Annotated in this window: 16 protein-coding genes; 5 read left to right on the top strand and 11 right to left on the bottom strand. The window is 71.0% G+C overall.

Annotation, left to right across the window (positions count from 1 at the left end):
* Positions 1 to 71: 71 nt before the first annotated feature.
* From rpmA to BJ964_RS16010, 9 genes are all read right to left on the bottom strand, one after another.
* Positions 72 to 329, bottom strand: a complete 258-nt coding sequence (gene rpmA, locus BJ964_RS16050) for a 50S ribosomal protein L27 (RefSeq protein ID WP_188121409.1) — start codon at positions 327 to 329, stop codon at positions 72 to 74.
* Between the two features lie 7 nt (positions 330 to 336).
* Entirely contained in the window at positions 337 to 651 is a 315-nt protein-coding gene (gene rplU / locus BJ964_RS16045; protein WP_093621557.1) for a 50S ribosomal protein L21, read from the bottom strand.
* 156 nt (positions 652 to 807) lie between these two features.
* A complete protein-coding gene (locus BJ964_RS16040) occupies positions 808 to 1,293 on the bottom strand; it encodes a hypothetical protein (RefSeq protein ID WP_188121408.1) in 486 nt (161 codons plus the stop codon).
* A gap of 110 nt (positions 1,294 to 1,403) precedes the next feature.
* Positions 1,404 to 4,595: an Rne/Rng family ribonuclease gene (locus BJ964_RS16035; RefSeq protein ID WP_188121407.1), complete on the bottom strand. Its 3,192-nt coding sequence runs from the start codon at positions 4,593 to 4,595 to the stop codon at positions 1,404 to 1,406.
* 229 nt (positions 4,596 to 4,824) lie between these two features.
* Positions 4,825 to 5,544, bottom strand: coding sequence for a TIGR03936 family radical SAM-associated protein (locus BJ964_RS16030; RefSeq protein ID WP_203832677.1), 720 nt, complete (start codon positions 5,542 to 5,544; stop codon positions 4,825 to 4,827).
* Positions 5,545 to 5,611: 67 nt separating this feature from the next.
* The gene (locus tag BJ964_RS16025) at positions 5,612 to 7,555 is read right to left on the bottom strand and encodes a TIGR03960 family B12-binding radical SAM protein (RefSeq protein WP_188121406.1); all 1,944 of its coding nucleotides are present in this window, start codon (positions 7,553 to 7,555) and stop codon (positions 5,612 to 5,614) included.
* A 31-nt stretch (positions 7,556 to 7,586) separates the two neighbouring features.
* On the bottom strand, positions 7,587 to 7,931 hold the full coding sequence (locus tag BJ964_RS16020; protein ID WP_188121405.1) for an STAS domain-containing protein: 345 nt from the start codon (positions 7,929 to 7,931) through the stop codon (positions 7,587 to 7,589).
* Positions 7,928 to 10,429, bottom strand: a complete 2,502-nt coding sequence (locus tag BJ964_RS16015) for a SpoIIE family protein phosphatase (RefSeq protein ID WP_229807238.1) — start codon at positions 10,427 to 10,429, stop codon at positions 7,928 to 7,930. The genes BJ964_RS16020 and BJ964_RS16015 overlap by 4 nt, the downstream gene beginning before the upstream one ends.
* 28 nt (positions 10,430 to 10,457) lie before the next feature.
* Positions 10,458 to 11,255 carry an alpha/beta fold hydrolase gene (locus tag BJ964_RS16010; RefSeq protein WP_188121404.1) on the bottom strand — a complete coding sequence of 266 codons (798 nt, stop codon included), beginning with the start codon at positions 11,253 to 11,255 and terminating at the stop codon, positions 10,458 to 10,460.
* A 204-nt stretch (positions 11,256 to 11,459) separates the two neighbouring features.
* Between BJ964_RS16010 and BJ964_RS16005 the strand changes: the two genes are divergently transcribed.
* Entirely contained in the window at positions 11,460 to 12,674 is a 1,215-nt protein-coding gene (locus BJ964_RS16005) for a hypothetical protein (RefSeq protein ID WP_188121403.1), read from the top strand.
* A gap of 32 nt (positions 12,675 to 12,706) precedes the next feature.
* Here the strand turns inward: BJ964_RS16005 and BJ964_RS16000 are convergent, their stop codons facing one another.
* Positions 12,707 to 13,375 carry a lysophospholipid acyltransferase family protein gene (locus BJ964_RS16000; RefSeq protein WP_188121402.1) on the bottom strand — a complete coding sequence of 223 codons (669 nt, stop codon included), beginning with the start codon at positions 13,373 to 13,375 and terminating at the stop codon, positions 12,707 to 12,709.
* A 133-nt stretch (positions 13,376 to 13,508) separates the two neighbouring features.
* Positions 13,509 to 16,625, bottom strand: a complete 3,117-nt coding sequence (gene ileS / locus BJ964_RS15995) for an isoleucine--tRNA ligase (RefSeq protein ID WP_188121401.1) — start codon at positions 16,623 to 16,625, stop codon at positions 13,509 to 13,511.
* A 387-nt stretch (positions 16,626 to 17,012) separates the two neighbouring features.
* On the opposite strand from ileS, the gene BJ964_RS15990 reads away from it, so the two are divergent.
* The 4 genes from BJ964_RS15990 to BJ964_RS15975 are packed head-to-tail and all read left to right on the top strand — an operon-like array spanning position 17,013 to position 20,572.
* Positions 17,013 to 18,017, top strand: coding sequence for an ArsR/SmtB family transcription factor (locus BJ964_RS15990; RefSeq protein ID WP_188121400.1), 1,005 nt, complete (start codon positions 17,013 to 17,015; stop codon positions 18,015 to 18,017).
* Positions 18,018 to 18,045: 28 nt separating this feature from the next.
* The gene (locus tag BJ964_RS15985; protein ID WP_188121399.1) at positions 18,046 to 19,023 is read left to right on the top strand and encodes an ABC transporter ATP-binding protein; all 978 of its coding nucleotides are present in this window, start codon (positions 18,046 to 18,048) and stop codon (positions 19,021 to 19,023) included.
* Complete coding sequence (locus BJ964_RS15980) at positions 19,020 to 19,790, top strand: ABC transporter permease (RefSeq protein ID WP_188121398.1); 771 nt, start codon at positions 19,020 to 19,022, stop codon at positions 19,788 to 19,790. The genes BJ964_RS15985 and BJ964_RS15980 overlap by 4 nt, the downstream gene beginning before the upstream one ends.
* On the top strand, positions 19,787 to 20,572 hold the full coding sequence (locus tag BJ964_RS15975) for an ABC transporter permease (protein ID WP_188121397.1): 786 nt from the start codon (positions 19,787 to 19,789) through the stop codon (positions 20,570 to 20,572). The genes BJ964_RS15980 and BJ964_RS15975 overlap by 4 nt, the downstream gene beginning before the upstream one ends.
* Positions 20,573 to 20,575 lie beyond the last annotated feature (3 nt).

The following is a 20,575-nucleotide window of genomic DNA, read 5'->3' as shown; positions in this document are numbered from 1 at the left end:
GGGCCAGCCGCCGGGTTGAAAACAACAGCGGGCCGCGGACCCGAGGGTCCACGGCCCGCTGTAGAGAAAAACTACTCCGCGGCCGGCACGATGCTGACGGTCTTGCGACCACGCAAGGTGCCGAACTGGACGTTGCCGGCGGCAAGCGCGAACAGCGTGTCGTCGCCGCCACGGCCGACCAGGTCGCCCGGGTGGAACTTCGTGCCCCGCTGGCGGATCAGAATCTCGCCGGCGTTGACCAGCTGGCCACCGAACCGCTTCACACCCAGTCGCTGAGCGGCGGACTCACGGCCGTTACGCGAGCTGGATGCACCCTTTTTATGAGCCATGGCGCGCCTACTTCCCGGTCTTGATGCCGGTCACCTTGACGCGGGTCAGCGGCTGACGATGCCCCTGGCGCTTGTGGTATCCGGTCTTGTTCTTGAACTTGTGGATCCGGATCTTCGGACCCTTGGTGTGCTCGGCAATCTCGCCGGACACCGTAACGTTGGCAAGCTTGGCCGCTTCGGTCACCAGGTTGTCACCGTCGACGAGGAGGACCGCGGCGAGGGTCAGGGCATCGCCGGGCTGACCCGCGAGCTTCTCGACCTCGATCACGTCGCCCTCGGCAACCTTGTACTGCTTGCCGCCGGTCTTGACGATCGCGTACATGGGACGCGGACTCCCTGAGACTTACGCAGCCGTAGGGCTGCTGGCGGATGTTGCTAAGAGGCTCCGGCAAGCGCTTGGAGGCGCGCACGGAACTAGCGCCGAAAAGGCGCCGTCGGCAAGACTACTTCATAGCCGGGCCGAGGCCCAAACCGGGCTCTACCCCCGGCCGCAGGCCTTGTCCAGCGTGGCATGCAGGGCGGCCAGCTTCTTGTCGTCGATCTTGGCCACGTCACCCTTGAGAGCGGTGATCTGCGCACCCATGGCGGCGAGCGCCTTCTTGAGCTCCGCGTCCGAGGCGAGCTTCGACATGTCCAGCAGGGCGAAGGAGAAGTTCTCCACGTCCCGGGTGACCTTCTCCCGGGCTTTGGCCTTCGCCTCGGCGCCCTCGGCGGCGGCCTTGGTCAACAGCTGGTGGTCCTCGGCGAAGGTGGTGCCGAAACTCGTGCTGGTCCGGCTCGCCTGGGCGCAGATGGCCTCGGTGTCCTCGGCCAGCGCGGTGTCGGTGGGCTTCTCGGTGGTGGTGGCCGCCGACCCGGCCACGGCCGGGGTCGGCCCGGCTGCCGTGGGCGCGGGGTCGCCGCCGGAGCAGCCGGTCAGCAGCAGCGCGGCGAGCGCCACGGAGGCGAGAGCAGGGGTACGCATGGGCGTCGGTCTCCTCGGGGGACAGGGATCGATCCCGCCGAGGGTAACGGAAAACCCGGCCCGGTAGTTAGCTTTCTTTACAGATAGCTACCGGGCCGGGTTTCAGCCGCTCAGGGGCGGGTACGGCGCCGTGCGCCACTCCGCCGGGACCGTCGGCGGGTGCCCGTGCCGGCGCCCACCACATCCTCGTCCTCGTCGTCCTCGTCCTCGGCCGCGTCCGGGTCGTCGATCCCGGCCAGCCGCATCGGCTCGGCCTCGCCGCCGTGCCCGTTGGCCTCCGGCGAGTCGTACCGGGACAGGTCGTAACCACTGATGTCGTAGTCGTCGTCGCCGTCCGAGGTGGTCAGCGCCGGCTGAACGCGCCGGACGATGCCGGAACCCGCCACCGGGGCGGCCGGCGGCACCTCGGCCACCTCCGCGACCGGACCGGGCTCCTCGGCCACCTCAGTGACAGCCGGCGGCGCCTCCACCAGCGTCACCGGCTCGACGGCCGACTCCACCAGTTCGGCGACCTCGGCCTGCTCCAGCGGCTCGACGGTCTCGATCTGCTCCACCGGCTCGACCGGGGCGCTGTCGCCACCACCCCGGCGGCGCCGCTGCCGGGAGGACTGCTGCTGCGGGGCCGGCGCCTCGGTACGCACCGCCGCGGCGACCACCTTCACCTGGGCGCCACCACCACTGCTGCTACCGCCACCGCCGTTGGACCGCTTCTCCGGCACCGGCTCCGAGTGGATGATCAGGCCGCGGCCCTTGCAGTGGTCACAGTTCTCGCTGAACGCCTCCAGCAGGCCCGCGCCGATCCGCTTGCGGGTCATCTGCACGAGGCCCAGCGAGGTGATCTCGGTGACCTGATGCTTGGTCCGGTCCCGGCCCAGGCACTCGGTGAGCCGCCGCAGCACCAGCTCGCGGTTGCTCTCCAGCACCATGTCGATGAAGTCGATCACCACGATGCCACCGAGGTCACGCAGCCGCAGCTGGCGCACGATCTCCTCGGCCGCCTCCAGGTTGTTGCGGGTGACGGTCTCCTCGAGGTTGCCGCCCGCGCCGGTGTACTTGCCGGTGTTGACGTCGACCACGGTCATCGCCTCGGTCCGGTCGATCACCAGGTGACCGCCGGACGGGAGGAAGACCTTGCGGTCCAGGCCCTTGAGGATCTGCTCGTCGATCCGCCACTCGGCGAAGACGTCCGCCACACCGGTGTGCCGGCGCAGACGCTCGACCAGGTCCGGCGAGACCGAGTCGAGGTAGTTCTCCACCTCGGCGTACGCCTGCTCGCCCTGCACCACGAGCTCGCGGAAGTCCTCGTTGAAGAGGTCCCGGACCACCCGGATGACCAGGTCCGGCTCCTCGGAGAGGGCGCGCGGCGCGTTGCCCTCGGCGGCCCGGGCCTGGATGTCCTCCCACTGCGCCTGGAGCCGCTTCACGTCGCGGGCCAGCTCGTCCTCGGTGGCGCCCTCGGCCGCGGTGCGGACGATCACACCGGCGCCGTCCGGGACCAGCTTCTTCAGGATGTCGCGGAGCCGCTTGCGCTCGTTGTCCGGCAGCTTGCGGCTGATGCCCGACGCGTTGCCGTTGGGCACGTAGACCAGGTGCCGGCCGGAGAGCGCGATGTGGCTGGTCAGCCGGGCGCCCTTGTGCCCGATCGGGTCCTTGGTGACCTGCACCAGCACCGAGTCGCCGGAGCGCAGAGCCTGCTCGATCGAGCGGGCCCGCCCTTCCAGGCCGGTGGCGTCCCAGTTGACCTCACCGGCGTAGAGCACGGCGTTACGGCCGCGGCCCACGTCGACGAACGCGGCCTCCATGCTCGGCAGCACGTTCTGCACCTTGCCGAGGTAGACGTTGCCGACCATGGTGCCGGAGGTGGCCCGGGCCACGTAGTGCTCGACCAGGATGCCGTCCTCGAGGACCGCGATCTGGGTGCGGTCCTGCTTCTGCCGGACCACCATGACCCGGTCCACCGCCTCGCGGCGGGCCAGGAACTCCGACTCGCTCAGGATCGGCGGACGGGTACGGCGCTGCTCCCGGCCGTCCCGGCGGCGCTGGCGCTTGGCCTCGAGCCGGGTCGAGCCGGAGACACCCTGCACCTCGTCGGTACGCCGGGGCTCGCGCACCCGGACCACGGTGTGCACGCCGTCCTCGATGCCGCCGGTCTCGCCGTCACCGCTGGAACCCTTGCGCCGGCGCCGGCGCCGACGGCGGGTGACCCCGTCGCCCTCGCCGTCCTCGGACTCCTCGTCCTCCTCGCCGTCCTCGGCGGAGGCCTCGGCGCCTTCCTCGGCGTCGCCGTCCTCGGTGTCGTTCTCGTCGGCCTCGTCGGACGGGCCCTTGCCCCGGCCGCGGCCACGACGGCCCCGGCGGCGCCGACGGCGGATGCCGCCGTCCTCGTCCTCGTCCTCGTCGGCGCCGTCCTCGACGTCGTCGGCGCTCTCGTCGACCTCGTCCACCTCGTCGGTGACCGGCTCGCTCTCGGTGGCGGTGACCTCGGTGGGCTCCTCGGCCGCGCCACGACGGCGGCGCCGCCCACGGCGCGGGGCCTCGACGGCCTCCTCGGTCTCCTCCTCGGCCGTCTCGGCGACCTCGGCGGCCGGGGCCTCGGCGGCCACCAGCGGCTCGGCGGCGCCGCGACGGCGACGGCTCACCGGGGCGGGCTCGGCCTCGGCGGCCTCCGGCGGCATGAAGAGCACGGCCGGCGGCATCGCGGCCCGTCGGGCCCGGGCCGGCCGGGCCGGCTTCTCCTCGACGAAGTCGTCATCGAGCGGCAGGACCCCGACGACCGGTACGGCGGCCTCGCGGGCCGCGGAGGCGGCCTCCACAGCGGCGTCCTCGATGAGGGCGGCCTCGTCCTCGGTGATCTCGTCCTCGTCCTCGGCGGCGGCGACCGGGATCTCGGCGATCTCGGCGACCGGGGCGGCGGGAGCGGGCTGCTCCTCCACCTCGACGAGGGCGGGCTGCTCGACCTTCTTGCGGCGGGCCCGGGTGGCCTTCTTCACCGGCGGCGGGGTCTCGGCGACCGGCTCGTCGACGGCCGGCTCCTCGGCCGGGGCGGCGGGAGCGGCGGCCTTCTTCCGGCTCCGGGTGGCCTTCTTCACCGGAGCGGGAGCCGGGGTCTCGGTCTCCGCACCGGGCTCGGCGGCGCCGTCCGGCGCCTCGGCCTCCGGCGGAGGTGCCGCCGCCTTGCGACGGGGGGCCCGCGTCCGGCGTGCCGGGGTGGTGCTTGCGGCGCTATCTCCGGGAGGAGTTACTGCTCCGTCCCGTTCGCCGCCCTGTTCTCCCAGGTTGACTGGGGGCTCGTTATCGAGCATGGGGCGCTCTCCAGTTCTCGGCGGCCCCGGGCGCGGGTGAGCGCTGCCACGCAGGGTCGCTGCAAAGTTTTTCGGGCCCGGCCGATTGGGGACGGGCTTGCCGAAGTCTGTCAAGTGAACCTTTTTCAACCTGGCAGCGGGCCGAAGACCGCCGGGCCGTTGACCGGCACCGGTTGCTGCCGCCCTCGCCACGTTGAAAAACGTTCAACGAACGCCGGCCGATTCGCGGCTAGCGTTCTCCGATGCCGACGTCCCCGCGATCCGCGTCCAACGGATCGACGATCTCCCCCTGCGCGGTGAGTGTGCCCTGGGCCAGCCGGGTAACCCGCGGGGGCACCGGCGGCTCCAGGCCGGCCACCACGCGCAGGCCGGAGAGGACGTCATCGGGCCGCACGGCGGGCGTCACCTGCCGTACGACAAGGTCGATTATCGCACACCGTACGCCAACGGCCCCGGAAGGTGGGTCCGGCTCCCCGGCCACCGCACAACGGGTCACCGCGGCCCGGGCGTCGAAGGTACGGCGGCCCTGCTTGGTCATGCGCTCCACCAGGACTTCCGTGGAGTCGAGGAACGCGGTCACCGCCTTCTCGGCGTCCGCGGGCTCGATCCCGGGCAGCTCCAGCTGCCAGCGGGACGCGTCGATCCGGTCGGCCAGGCTGCCCTCGCCGGCGATCACCGCTTCCAGGACGTCGAGGCCCGGGGAGAGCGCGGCGTCCAGTGCGGCGCGCAACTGCTCCGGGTCGACCGGCGCCTGGAGGCCTATCTCCAGGTACTCCGCCTCACTGCCGACCCCGGTGGGCGCGGCGCTCGCGTACGAGATCTTGGGGTGTGGGGTGAAGCCCTGCGAATAGGCGATCGGTACGGCGGCACGGCGCAGCGCCCGCTCGAACGCTCGGGCGAAGTCGCGGTGCGAGGTGAACCGCAGCGGGCCACGCTTGGCGTACCGCAGACGGATCCGCTGGACGACCGGTGCCTGGCCGCCGACGGGTTGGTTCTTCGGGGGAATCGGAAATCTCCTAAGCGGGAATCCGCAGATTGTTCACGGGTGTCAGAGGAAGCAGCTTCTTGCCCGTCGGGCCGATCTGGATCTCGGTGTCCATCGCCGGGCAGACGCCGCAGTCGAAGCAGGGGGTCCAGCGGCAGTCGTCCTGCTCGTACTCGCTGAGGGAGTCCTGCCAGTCCTGCCAGAGCCAGTCCTTGTCGAGGCCGGAGTCGAGGTGGTCCCAGGGCAGGACCTCCAGTTCCTCACGCTCGCGGGTGGTGAACCAGTCCAGATCCACGCCCATCTCGGGCAGGACCTCGTCGCAGGCCTCGACCCACCGGGCGTACGAGAAGTGCTCGGACCAGCCGTCGAAGCGGCCGCCCTTCTCCCAGACCCGGCGGACGACCTTGCCGACCCGGCGGTCGCCGCGGGACAGCAGGCCCTCGATCAGTGACGGCTCGCCGTCGTGGTAGCGGAAACCGATCGCCCGGCCCAGCGAGCGGTCAGTGTTGATCTCGTTCTTGAGCAGCTTGAGGCGGGCGTCGATGACCTCGGGACGCTCCATCGGGGCCCACTGGAACGGGGTGTGCGGCTTCGGCACGAAACCGCCGATCGACACGGTGCAGCGGATGTCCTTGGTGCCGGCGGCGTCGCGGCCGGCCCGGATCACCTCGTGGGCCATGTGCGCGATCTCGAGGACGTCCTCGTCGGTCTCGGTGGGCAGGCCGCACATGAAGTACAGCTTCACCTGGCGCCAGCCGTTGGAGTACGCCGTCACGACCGTACGGATCAGGTCCTCCTTGGTCACCATCTTGTTGATGACCTTGCGGATCCGCTCCGAACCGCCCTCCGGCGCGAAGGTGAGACCGGTACGCCGTCCGTTACGGGACAGCTCCTGGGCCAGATCGATGTTGAACGCGTCGACCCGGGTGGACGGCAGCGACAGCGAGACGTTGGTGTCCGCGTACTGCTCGGCCAGGCCGGAGCACATGTCGCCGATCTCGGAGTGGTCGGCGCTGGAGAGCGAGAGCAGGCCGACCTCGTTGAAGCCGGAGAACTCCAGGCCCTCCTTGACCATCTGACCGACCGTGGTGATCGACCGCTCCCGCACCGGGCGGGTGATCATGCCGGCCTGGCAGAACCGGCAGCCCCGGGTGCAACCCCGGAAGATCTCCACGGCGTAGCGCTCGTGGACCGTCTCGGCGAGCGGGACGAGAGGCTTCTTCGGGTACGGCCACGCGTCCAGATCCATGGTGGTCCGCTTGGCGACCCGGAACGGCACGTCCGGCCGGTTCGGCACGACCCGCTGGATCCGGCCGTCGGGCAGGTAGTCCACGTCGTAGAACCGGGGCACGTAGATGCTCTCGGTGCGGGCCAGGCGCAGCAGCAGCTCGTCCCGGCCGCCCGGGCAGCCCTCCGCCTTCCAGTCCCGGATGATCCCGGTGATCTCCAGGACCGCCTCCTCGCCGTCGCCGAGCACGGCGGCGTCGATGAAGTCGGCGATCGGCTCCGGGTTGAAGCTGGCGTGGCCACCGGCCAGCACGATCGGGTGGGTCTCGTCCCGGTCGGCGCTGTCCAGCGGGATGCCGGCCAGGTCCAGGGCGCTCAGCATGTTGGTGTAGCCGAGCTCGGTGGCGAACGACAGGCCGAACACGTCGAACGCCTTCACCGGGCGGTGCGCGTCGACGGTGAACTGCGGGACGCCGTTCTCCTTCATGAGGGCCTCGAGGTCCGGCCAGACCGCGTAGGTGCGCTCGGCGAGCACGTCCTCCTGCTCGTTGAGCACCTCGTAGAGGATCTGCACACCCTGGTTGGGCAGGCCGACCTCGTACGCGTCCGGATACATCAGCGCCCACCGGACCGTGGTGGCGTCCCAGTCCTTGACGACGGCGCCGAGCTCGCCGCCCACGTACTGGATCGGTTTGCTGACCCGGGGCAGCAGCTGCTCGAGCTGCGGGAAGACGGAACTCACGCTCATGGGTGTCCAGGGTACGCGAGGCAGATGAAGGCTATCGGTCCAGTTCCGCCGCAGCGTGGTCCAGATCGGTGGCCAGCAGGTCACTGCGGAACGAACAGAGCTGCAACGTCATCCGTGCGGCCCCACGCTCGCCGACGACCAGCCGAACCGGCTTCCTCCGATCATCCAGGTCACCCACGATGAAGTCGAGCAACCGGACCCCGGCGCTGTCCAGGAACGAGACCGCGGTCAGGTCGATCAGCACGGCGTCGGCCCCGGTGGTCCGGGCCACGATGGCCCGGCCGATGTCGTTGGCGTTGGCCAGGTCGATCTCACCCTTGAGGTGGACCAGTTCGGCGGTCCCCCGGCGGGAGAAGCTCACCCATTGATCCGTCATGGTGCGCTCCGACGCCGCCGCCGCATGGTCACCGTCGTCCCCTCTCCCTGGTCGAAACTCACTTCGTCCATCGACTCGTAGATCAGTTGCAGGCCCCGGCCCCGGGCCAGGTCGGCGCCCGGCCCGCGCCAGGCGCCGTGGTCGCGAACCCGGACCTCCACGGCGTCGGCGCTGATCGTGGCGGACACGTCCACCATCCCGAACGGGTCGTCCCGGTAGCCGTGCTCGATCGCGTTCGCCACCGCCTCGGAACTGGCCAGCAGCACCGCGTTCAGACAGTCCGGGTCGATGCCGTGGCCCGCCATCCAGCCCCGCATGTCCGCGCGGAGCAGGGAGATCTGGACCGGGTCGGCGCCGATCGAGCGCTCCAGCCGCTCCTCGGTGCCGAGGGAGAGACAGAGCATGCAGACGTCGTCGCCGTGGTCTCGGCCGACCAGGATGTCGGCCAGATTGGCGGTCAGGCCCTTGAGCGGCGCGTCGCGCAGCCGCGAGAACTCCCGGGCGAGGATCTCGAAACCTCGGTCGATCGGGCGGCCCCGGCGCTCGATGAGCCCGTCGGTGTAGAGCAGCAGACGGCTTCCGCCGGCCAGCCGGATCCGGTCCTCCACCCGGCGGCGGTCGCCGGCCCGGGAGCCGAGCGGCGCCGAACGGGCCTGCATGAGGTACTGCGGCGAGCCGGCCGGCTCGTGCAGCAGCAGCGGCAGGTGACCGGCCGTGGCGTACGCGAGTTCGCCGCTGAGCAGATCGATCTCGGCGTAGACGACGGTCGCCATCCGCGCCGACTCGACCCGCTCGCAGAACCGGTCCAGCCCTTCCAGGAGCCGGGCCGGACCGTTCTCGGCGGTGGCCAGCGCCCGGATCGCGCTGCGCAGCTGACCCATCGTGGTGGCCGCGTCGATGCCCCGCCCGACCACGTCGCCGACCACCACGGCCAGCTTGTTCGCGGTGATCAGGAAGGCGTCGTACCAGTCGCCGCCGACCTCCAGGTCCTGGGCGGCGGCCTGGTAGTGGGTCTCCAGCGCGAACCGGGAGTCGGCGCCCGGCACGTCCGCGGCGAGCAGGCTGCGCTGCAACGTCCGGGCGATGGCCCGCTCCTGCTCGTAGAGCCGGGCGTTCTCCAGCGCCAGGGCGGCCCGGTCGGCCAGATCGACCAGGAAGAGCCGGTCCGCCTCGGCGCCGCGCCGGTCCGGGGCCATCCGCAGGGCCAGGGTGCCGATCACCCGGCCGCGGACGGTCAGCGGCAGCACGGTGCAGCCCAGTCCGTCACCGTCGCCGGCGTAGACCGGCGCACACGTCTCGACCGCCTCGGCGACCCGGGCGTCCAGCAGCTCCGGATCGGGGGCGGGGCCGCCGTGGTACTCGACCAGGCCGGCCGGGCCCACCTGGAGGCGGACCAGCGCCCAGTCGGCGATCTCCGGCACCACCCGCTCGACCAGGCGGCGGGCCCGCTGCAACAGGCGGTGCTGCTCGTCCAGCGCCCGGGTGGTGCGGGCCAGGAAGGAGGACCGGTCCTCACGGCGGCGGCCCTCGTCGTACAGCCGGGCGCGGTCCAGCGCCTGCCCCGCCTGCTGTCCGAGCAGGCGGATCACCCGCAGCTCACCGTCGGTGAGCACGCGCTCCTCACGGAAACTGAACGCCAGCACGCCCAGCACCGACACGGCGCCGTGGTCCTCGGCCGGCCCGGTGGTGAGCGGCAGCAGCACCACGGTCTTGCGCTCGGAGCGGCGCATCGACTCGGCCAGATCCGGGAAGTGCTCCTCGGCCTCCGCCACGGTGGCGATCACGTGCAGGTCACCGCGCCGGGCCACCTCGGCGACCGCCCGGGTCGACGAGCGGGGCATGTCGTCCCAGTTGCCGGTGGTCGGGTCGGTCGAGGAGACCGCGATCAGCTCGTCGCGCTCCGGGTCGACCAGGAAGATGCTGCTGCTGGCGGCCTGGAACGCGGGCTCCGGCGCGCGGATCACCGCTTCCGCCACCTCGGCCTCGGTAGGGGCCGCCGCCAGGTCGGCCACTATCTGCTGGAGCACCCGCACCCGCTGCTCGGAGGACTCCGCGGCGCGGCGGGCGCCCAGCAGCTCCCGCTCGTAGCCGCGCCGCTCGGTGGCGTTGAAGATCATCGTGCGGATGATCCGGGGAGTGCCGTTGGGGCCGCGCTCCAGCACCGAGTTGACCAGGGTGGGCACCCGGCTCCGGTCGGCGCGGACCACGTCGAGCGCGATCTCATGCACCTCACCCTGCATCGTCAGCAACGGCGCGTAGTGCGTCTCATGGAAGATCTGGTCACCGGGCGTGAGCAGGTCACGGAACCGTTTGTGACCGATCAGATCGGTACGGGCATACCCCGTCCAGGTCAGGAAGGTCTCGTTGACCCGGACGATGGTGCCGTCCGGGAGCGTCGTGAGGTAGCCGCACGGCGCGTGTTCGTACAGATCCTCGGGATCGTCGTCCCAGGGCAGTCGTAACTCCTGTGTCACGTCCGGCCCGCCAGATTCACTCACGCCAATCGTCCGCCGATCATGCCCGTGTCTACAACCAGGACTTGATCGCGTCAACCGTCTCCTCCGGTGCGCTCAGATTCGGACAGTGCCCGGTCGCGTTGAGGGCCATGAAAGTGCTCTCCCTGGTGTTCTTGTGCACGTACTCACCGACCACGGTGGGGGCGATGACGTCGTCCGAGCACTGGAGGATCAGCGACGGGACCCGGAGGTTGGGCAGGTCGGCGCGGTTGTCCGAGAGGAAGGTGACCTGCGCGAACTTCCTGGCGATCTCCGGATCGGTCCGGCAGAAGCTGTTCGTCAGCTCCTCGCCCAGCTCGGGCCGCTCCGGGTTGCCCATGATCACCGGCGCCATCGCGCTGGACCAACCCAGATAGTTGCTGTCCAGCGACTCCAGCATCTCCTCGATGTCGGCGCGGGCGAACCCGCCGACATAGCCGTCCGCCTCGTCGTCGATGTACCGCGGGGACGGGCCGACCATCACGATCCCGGCGAACCGGTCCGGTTCCCGGATCGCGGCCAGCACACCGATCATGGCGGCCACCGAGTGCCCGACGAAGACGACGTCCCGCAGATCGTTCTCCTCGATGATCTCCAGAATGTCCTCGGCGTAGCCGGAGAGCGTGCCGTGCCGGGAGTCCCGGTACGCCGACAGGTCCGACCGCCCGTTCCCGACGTGGTCGAACAGGACGATCCGGTGGGTGTCCGCGAATGCCGGGGTCACCAGCCGCCACATGTTCTGATCGCAGCCGTACCCGTGGGCGAACAGCATCGGACGGCTGGAGGCCGGCCCGGAGATCGTGACAGCGTTCCTCTGCGTCGTGCTCATGGTGCGGCGACCTCTTCCGTCTGCACGCGAACGTGAATCCGGGCACTCATCCGGCCAGCGAGGACAGACGATGCCAAGTCCGGGTAACCATACGACTCCGGAGCGTCTCGCACATCGCCCTCGTTGTCCGCCATTGGTGTCCGCTGCCCGGATCCGGCCCCGCCGTCCCACTGGCACAGCGTCCCTAACCTGGGTGAGACGACTGTGTCGCCGAGCGTGGAGGAGATCGGAGAGATGGCCGACCCGCAGCCGGGCGACGAGACCCCGGCCGCCGGAATGCCCGACCCCACCCGGTGCGCCGGATCCGGCGAGAACGACCCGCCCACCGAGGCGCTTCCCGGCCGGTGGAGCGGCGCCGCGATGGTGCCCGAGCCGGGTCCGCGCCGCTCCCGCTGGTCCCGCATGATCGACCGGCTCACCGGCGGCGAGGCCGCCCCGGAGGACGACCGCACCGCGGTGCCGGCCGTCGACCCGTGGGCCGACCAGGACACTCCGGTCTGGCCGGACGCCTACACCACACCGGCCGCGCCGGTCGATCTGCCGGTGACCCGCCTCGACGCGCCCGTGCCGGAGCCCACCCGCGCGGCGGCCCCGCAACCCGCCGTCCCACCGCCGGGCACCTACCCGCCGCCGGCCGCCGGCAGCGGCCTGCCGCCGCTGCTCCCTCCGAAGGTCCGCGCCTGGGGCCGCCGCACAGCCACGAAAAGCCAGGAGGCGGCCCGCAGCGCCGCGGCGAAGGGGCAGGAAGCGGCCGGCAACGCCCCGGAGAAGATCCGGGCGTGGGGCCGGAAGGTCACGGCCCCGCACCGGATCCCGGTTCAGCCCCGCCCGCCGGCCACGCCACCCCCTTGGGCGGGCCGGCCGCTCCCCCGGCCACGCAAGCGCCGCCGGCTGCGCCGCCTCGTGCTGCTGGTGATCATCGGACTGGCCCTCGGCTACTGGCTGGTGCCGGGCGCCCGGCAGTACCCGGTGACGGCCGTGCTGCCGGACTCCTTCGCCGATCTGAGGCTGCGCGACACCGCGGCCGGCCAGCGCGCCGCACAGCGGCTGGCCGACGAGTTGCAGTCGGCCGGATCGGGCGGCGACTCGTTCGCCGGCATCTACGCCGACGGGCGCGGCAAGCGGGTCACCGTCTTCGGGGTCACCGGTTTCCGGCTCACCCCGGGCTCCGACGTGGAGGCTCAGCTGGCGCGGCTGTCCGATTCGCTCCGCTTGAAGGACGTGCAGCCGTTCGACCTGGGTGTGTTCGGCGCGCATCAGTGGTGCGGGACCGGCCGGCTGGAGGACACGGCGGTGGTGGCGTGCGCCTGGGCGGACCACGGCAGTCTCGCCACGGTTCTGCTCACCCGGCGGTCGCTGGAGGAGAGCGCCGAGCTGGTGAGCGGTCTCCGCGACACCGTCCTGGAGCCGGCCACGTGAAACGGCCGGCTCCGGGGCTGGATGAAGGGGTCTTATTCCTCGCGCTTGGGGGCGTAGCGCGGGACGTACTCCTGGCCGGTGAGCCGCTGGATCTCGCCCATCACCTGGTCGGTGAGTTCGCGCAGCGCGGTGCGGTCGTCGGGCCGGCCCACCGTCTCGATCGGCTTGCCGAACTTGACCGTGATGACGCCGCGCTCCAGCTTCGGGACGAGACGGCCGATCGGCTGAACCTTGTCGGTCCCGAGGACGCCGACCGGAATGATCGGGACGCCCGCGGCGACGGCCAGCCGGGCGACGCCGGTCCGCCCGCGGTAGAGGCGGCCGTCGGGCGACCGGGTGCCCTCGGGATAGACCGCGATCAGTTCACCCTCGCGCAGCGCCGGGATGGCGGCGTCGAAGGCGGTGAGGGCGGCCCGGCCGCCTTCGCGCTCGACGCGGATGGCGCCGAGGCCCTCCATCAGCTTGCGGTTGAGGAAACCCTTGACGCCGGTGCCGGTGAAGTAGTCGGACTTGGCCCAGAAGGCCAGGTGGCGGGGCACTGCGGCGCCGAGGAGGAGTTCGTCGGCGACGGAGAGGTGGTTGCCCGCGAAGATGGCGCCGCCGGTCTGCGGGATGTTCTCGATGCCTTCGACGTGCGGCCGCCAGCCGGTCATCAGCACCTTGCCGACAGTGACCTTGCCGATCGAGTAGAGCAGCGGCAACTCGTCCTCCGGACGCGTGGGGGGTGGATGGTGTTGTGAGGTTAGCTGACAGTGGCCGCGATGTACCTAGTGATCTTGGACCGGCCCGGACATTCGCCCACACCAGGCGAACATCCGGGCCAATCGGGTTGAATCACACGGCCGAAACGGTCACCGTCACCTGTTCGGCGTCGCCGACCTCGCCCGTGAAGCCCTCCGCCAGCTCGGCGAACTCCACCGACGTGGCGAGGGTCTCACCGGCGACGAACTCCCGGTACGCCTCGACCGCGGCCCGGACCACCGGCGCGGCCGACAGCACGAGCGCGATCCGGTCGCTGACGTCGAGGTCGGCGTCCCGGCGGGCCTGCTGCACGACGCGGATCACGTCGCGGGCCAGGCCCTCGGTGGCCAGCTCCTCGGTGACGACCGTGTCGAGGACCACGACACCACCGCCGGCCGGCAGCGGCGCGGAATTCTCCACGTCGGCGGCGACCAGCCTCAGCTCGTACTCCCCTTCGGCGAGGGTGACGCCGGCCGCGACCGGGGCGCCGTCGACGAGCTGCCAGTCGCCGCTCTTGACCGCCTTGATCACCTGCTGGACCTGCTTGCCGACCCGGGGGCCGAGCGCCCGCGGGACGACCGTCAGGACCTGCTGGCAGTACGCGGCCACGTCGTCGGTGAAGACCACGTCCTTGACGTTGACCTCGTCCTTGAGCAGGTCACCGAGGCCGGCCAGCCGGCTTCCGTCGGCGGTGGCGACGGTGAGCGTCGCCAGCGGCAGCCGGACCCGCAGCCCCTTGGCCTTGCGCAGCGACAGGGCCGCCGACGCCACGTCCCGGATCGCGTCCATCGACGCGACCAGCTCGTGGTCGGCCGGGAACACGTCCGCCGAGGGCCAGTCGGTCAGGTGCACCGAACGGCCGCCGGTCAGGCCGCGCCAGATCTCCTCGGCGGTCAGCGGCGCGAGCGGCGCCACCACCCGGGTGAGGGTCTCCAGCACGGTGGCCAGGGTGTCGAAGGCGTCCTCGTCGCCGGCCCAGAAGCGGTCCCGGGAGCGGCGCACGTACCAGTTGGTCAGGGCGTCGAGGTAGGACCGGATGCTGGCCGCCGCACCGGAGATGTCGTAGTCGTCCATCTGCCGTTGGACGTCGCTGACCAGCTCACCGGTCTTGGCGAGGATGTATCGGTCGAGCAGGTGAGTCGAGTCTGTCCGATTTTTCGCGACGTAGTCCGAAGCGTTCGCGTAGAGGCTGAAGAAGTACCAGACATTCCACAACGGCAGCAGCACCTGCCGGACCGAGTCACGGATCGCCACCTCGGTGACCGGCATGTCTCCACCTCGGAGGACCGGCGACGACATCAGCATCCAGCGCATGGCATCCGAGCCGTAAGTATCGAAAACTCGGTACACGTCCGGATAATTCCGCAAAGACTTGGACATCTTGCGACCGTCCTCGCCCAGCAGGATGCCGTGGCTCAGGCAGTTGCGGAACGCGGGCCGGTCGAACAGCGCCGTGGCCAGCACGTGCATGGTGTAGAACCAGCCGCGGGTCTGCCCGATGTACTCGACGATGAAGTCACCCGGGTAGTGGTGCTCGAACCAGTCCTTGTTCTCGAACGGGTAGTGCACCTGGGCGAACGGCATCGACCCGGACTCGAACCAGCAGTCCAGCACCTCGGGCACGCGCCGCATCATCGATTTGCCGGTGGGGTCGTCCGGGTTCGGGCGGACCAGCTGGTCGACATAGGGCCGGTGCAGGTCGGTGATGGTCACCCCGAAGTCGCGCGCGAGCTCCTCGTAGGAGCCGTAGACGTCGACGCGTGGGTACTGCGGGTCGTCCGACTTCCACACCGGGATCGGCGAGCCCCAGAAGCGGTTCCGGGAGATCGACCAGTCACGGGCGTTGGACAGCCACTTGCCGAACGAGCCGTCCTTGATGTGCGACGGCGTCCAGCTGATCTGCTGGTTCAGCTCGACCATCCGGTCCCGGAACGTGCTCACCGCCACGAACCAGGACGACACCGCCTTGTAGACGAGCGGGGTGTCACAGCGCCAGCAGTGCGGGTACGAGTGCGTGTACCCGTCGTGGCGCAGCACCACGCCGCGCTCCTTCAGCGTGGCGATCACCGGCTTGTTGGCGTCGAACACCTGGAGGCCCTGGTAGTCCGGGACCAGCGAGGTGAACCGGGTGTGTTCGTCGACGGTCACGACGGTCGGGATGCCGGCCGCGTTGCACGCGTTCTGGTCGTCCTCACCGAAGGCCGGGGCCATGTGGACGACACCGGTGCCGTCCTCGGTGGTCACGAAGTCGGCGCCGAGAACCTGGAAGGCGTTCTCCCCACCCGGCTCGACCAGGAAGTCGAACAGCGGGGTGTAGCGGCGGCCGACGAGATCCCGGCCGTGGACGCTGCCGACCTGCTCGTAGCCTTCGAGCTCCTTGGCGTAGGCGCCCACTCGCGCCGCACCCACCAGCAGTTTTTGTCCGTTTCCATCTGACAGAACCGCATACTCGATGTCCGGACCGACCGCCAGGGCAAGGTTCGACGGCAGCGTCCACGGCGTGGTGGTCCACACCGCGATGTCCTCGCCGGTCTCCAAACGGAATTTCACCGTCAGAGCGGGGTCGGTCCGATCCCGGTAGACGTCGTCCATCCGTGTCTCGGTGTTGGACAGCGGCGTCTCGCACCGGAAGCAGTAGGCGAGGACCCGGAAGCCCTCGTACACCAGGCCCTTGTCATGCAGCGTCTTGAACGCCCACATGACCGACTCCATGTACTCCGGGTCGAGGGTCTTGTAGTCGTTCTGGAAGTCCACCCACCGGGCCTGGCGCGTCACATAACGCTCCCAGTCCTTGGTGTAGGCGAGCACCGACGTCCGGCAGGCCTCGTTGAACTTGTCGATGCCCAGGTCGACGATCTGCGCCTTGGTGGTGATGCCGAGCTGCTTCTCCGCCTCGACCTCGGCGGGCAGGCCGTGCGTGTCCCAGCCGAACCGCCGCTCCACCCGCTTGCCGCGCATCGTCTGGTAGCGCGGCACCAGGTCCTTCACGTACCCGGTGAACAGGTGGCCGTAGTGCGGCAGGCCGTTGGCGAACGGCGGACCGTCGTAGAAGACGTACTCGTTGGCGCCGTTCTCCCCCGCCGGGCGCCGCTCGACGGACGCCTCGAACGTCTTGTCGGCGGCCCAGTGGTCGAGGACGGCGCGCTCGACCGCCGGCAGGTCCGGGCTCGCCGGAACGCCGGTGGCGTCGGTGTGTTTCGGGTAGGCCATCTTGGTGTTCCCCTCAAGCAGTTCACATGACGTGACTGCGAGGACGAGCCTTCGGTGAAGACCCGCGGTACCACCTCGCTTGGCGGTTCATGGAGACCCGCCCGCTCATTCGCCGGAAGGCTGCGCGGTCCGGTGTCCGCCCGGTTCTACTAGGGCTGTTTCGAAAACAGGCCCGTTCTTCCGGAGGCTCCCCGGTGATGGCCGGTTCAAAGCCTGCGTGCGCACAACGATACCGGGCACGCTCCGCTTCCCTCATCCGCATTACTTCAGGGGTACGCCTACGCGCGGCCGCCGTGGGCCGGAAGCGACGTCCGTCGCTGCTCGCGCCCGGTGCCGCCCGCGCCGGGCGGAGCTGCCCACTCGCCCTTCGACCCTAAACTTCACGACATGATCCGGATCGAGCTCGACGAACCGACGCTGTCGCGTACCCGGATCGCGATCAGCCCACTGATCGAGACGGTCTGCGGCCTCTGGCTGCTGCACCGCCACCCGGATACCGCGCCCTGGCCGTACGACGGCTGGGCCCGGCGGGCGCGGGCCGTGCTGCGCTCCGATCCGGCGACCGTCCCGTTGCGGGTCTACTTCGAGGTGGGCCGGATGCTGCCGGACTTCCTCGCCCCGATGCCGGGGTCGCCGGCGCCCACCTTCGAGGAGCAGCTCGACGAGGTCCGGCACACGCCCGCCGCGGTGATCGCGAAGCAGGTCGCCCGGCACCACCCGGACGTTCCACCCTGCCTGCGCCCGTTCTTCGACGACCGGGAGACCGCGCTGAACCGGCTCGCCGACGGGCTCGCCGCCTTCTGGGACGGGGCCATGGCGCCGTACTGGCCGGCCATGCGGGCCGCGCTCGACGAGGAGGTGCTGCTGCGGGCCCGGGCGCTGGCCGCCGACGGCCCGGACGCCCTGCTCGCCCGGCTGCACGACCGGGTCCGCTGGGAGCGGCCGGTGCTCACCCTGATGAAGCAGCTGGAGGACGACTTCACCGCGACCGACCAGCGGCTCCTGCTGGTGCCGCTGATCTTCTCGCGGGGCGCGCTGCTCTACTCCTCGGACCATCCCGAGGTGGTGCTGGTGACCTACCAGGCGCGTGGCGCCGCCGTGCTGGCCGAGAGCCACACCCCGGCCCCGGACGACCGGCTCGCCCTGCTCATCGGCCGGGGCCGGGCCACCGTGCTGCGGGCGCTGACCACCCCGTCCACCACCACCGGGCTGGCCACCGTGCTGGGGCTGGCGCCGAGCACGGTCTCCGAGCACCTGGGCGGGTTGCAGGCCGCCGGGGTGGTGCACCGGCGGCGGGCCGGGCGCCGGGTCCTCTACGGCCTGGAACCGGCCGGGCTGGCACTGGTCAACCTGCTCGGCGACGATTCGGCCACGACCGAATTCGTTTCCTGAATCGACAGTCGTTCCCTAGTTTCCTGGCATGGAAAGTGACTACGCCATCGAGGCGGAGGGCCTGCGCCGCACGTACCGGACCCGCACCGGCTGGCTGCGGCCCCGGCGCGAGACGGTGGAGGCGGTCCGCGGGATCGACCTGACGGTGCGCCGCGGTGAACTGTTCGGCCTGCTCGGCCCGAACGGCGCCGGCAAGACCACCACCATCAAGATGCTCAACACCCTGCTCATCCCGACCGCCGGCACCGCGCGGATCCGCGGCTTCGACGTGGTCAAGCAGACCCGGGAGGTACGACGGCGGATCGGGTACGTGTTCGGCGGCGACCGCGGCCTCTACGACCGGCTGTCGGCGCTGGACAACCTGCGGTACTTCGCCGAGCTGTACGGCGTACCGCCCCGCGACCAGAAACGGCGCATCGCCGAACTGCTGGAACTCGTCGGGCTCACCGGACGGGAGAAGGAGCGGGTCGAGGGCTACTCCCGCGGCATGCGGCAGCGGCTGCACATCGCCCGCGGCCTGCTGCACGCCCCCGAGGTGCTGTTCCTCGACGAGCCGTCGATCGGGGTGGACCCGGTCGCCGCCCGGGAACTGCGCCGCACCGTGGCCGGGCTGGCCGCCAACGGCACGACGGTCGTGCTCACCACGCATTACATGGCCGAGGCGGATGAGCTCTGCGACCGGATCGCGGTGATCTCCGGCGGCGAGATCCAGGCACTCGGCACACCGGCCGAGCTGCGGAGCCGGGCAGACGGGCGGCGGGTCGTGGAGGTCGAGGCGTACGGCGTCCCGGCCACCGCGATCACCGCCCTACGGGGGCTGCCCGGCGTCCGCGAAACCTCGGTGGAGGACCGCGGGGCGCTGCAACTGCTGACCGTCCAGTCCGATGCGCACGTCGACGTACAGGGTGACGTGCTGCGGGAACTCGCCGGGATCCGGCTGGGCCGGGTGGACAGCCGGGAGCCGACACTGGAGGACGCGTACGTGGCGATCGTGGGTGCCGCATGAGGACGCTGCGCACCCTGCTGATCGGCACCGTGCTGCGCGCCAAGCACCTCAGCCGGTCCCCGTTCGAGGTGGCCCTGGCCCTGGTCATCCCGCTGGTCCAAGCCACCCTCGCGGTCTACCTGTTCCAGGCCGGCGACGAGCCGCACCGGTTGCTGGAGGCCGCGGTCGGCGCCGGCCTGATGGGCGTCTGGGCCTCGGTGCTCACCGGCTCCGGCGGCGCCATCCAGCACCAGCGGTTCGAGGGCACCCTCGAGATCATCATGCTGACGCCCCGGCACCCGGTGCTGGTGGTCCTGCCGCTCACCGCCGCCACCGCGGTCACCGGCTGCTACGCGCTGGTCGCCACCCTGCTGTGGGGCCGCATCGTCTACGGCATCCCGATCGACCTGGCGCACCCGCTCGCCTTCGGGGCCGCCACCCTGGCCTGCATCGCGGGGCTCGGCATGTTCGGCCTGCTGCTGGCCTCCACGTTCATCCTGCTGCGCAACGCCAACGCGCTGGCCAACCCGCTCGACTATCCGATCTGGCTGCTCTCCGGGATGCTCGTGCCGATCAGCGTGCTGCCGGCCTGGACCGCCCCGATCGCGGCCGTCCTGCCGACCACGTGGGGAGCCCGGGCGCTGCGCGAGGCCACCGTCGGCGGGCCGGTCTGGCCGTCGATCGGGATCTGCCTGGCCCTCGGCACGGTGTGCCTGGTGCTCGGCGCGGTCCTGCTGAAATCGTTCGAACGCCGCGCCCGCGCGTCCGCGACCCTGGCGCTGGCATGAGGACACTACGGCTCATCGGCATCGGTGGCGCGCTGGCGTACCGGGCCCTGTTCAACTGGACCACCCCCGCGATGTACGTCGGGACACTGCTCGCCGGGCCCACCTTCCAGCTGCTGTTCTTCGCCTATCTGGGGCGGCAGTTGCAGGTGGCCGACGACCGGTTCTTCATCGTCGGCAACGCGGTGCTGGCCGCGTCGACCGCCTGTGTGTTCGGCGGGACGATGGCGGTCGCCAACGAGCGCCGCTACGGCACCCTCGGCCACGTGCTGCTGTCCCCGCGCAGCCGGACCGTGGTGTTCTGGGGGCGGGTGCTGCCGTACGCCGGGAACGGCCTGCTCATCGCCGCGTTCACGCTGCTCATGGGCGTGTTGCTGCTCGGCCTGCGGATCCCCGCCGCCGCCCTGCCCGGTCTGGCCCTGGCCCTGGCCGCCGGCTCGCTGGCCTGCGGCTTCTTCGGGCTCACGCTGGGCGCGCTGGGTCTGCGGTTCCGCGACGTGTGGGTGGTCTCCAACGTGTCGGCCGCGCTGCTGCTCCTACTGACCGGGGTCAACGTGCCACGCGACGGACTGCCCGACTGGATGATCACTGTCGGACAGCTGCTGCCGATCACCAACGCGGCGGAAGCGGCCCGGCTGCTCGCCGCCGGGCGCGGCCTCGAGGCGGCCGCGCCCGCGCTGGGCCGGGAACTGCTGGTCGGCGTCGGCTACGCGGTTCTCGCCGCGCTCCTGCTCAAGGTCTTCGAGGCCGAGTCCCGTCGCCGGGCGAGCCTGGAGACCCTGTAGCGA

It is taken from the genome of Actinoplanes lobatus, from assembly GCF_014205215.1.
GTDB lineage: Bacteria > Actinomycetota > Actinomycetes > Mycobacteriales > Micromonosporaceae > Actinoplanes > Actinoplanes lobatus.
Note: the sequence above shows the minus strand (reverse complement) of the source record. Positions and strands in the feature narration are given on the sequence as shown.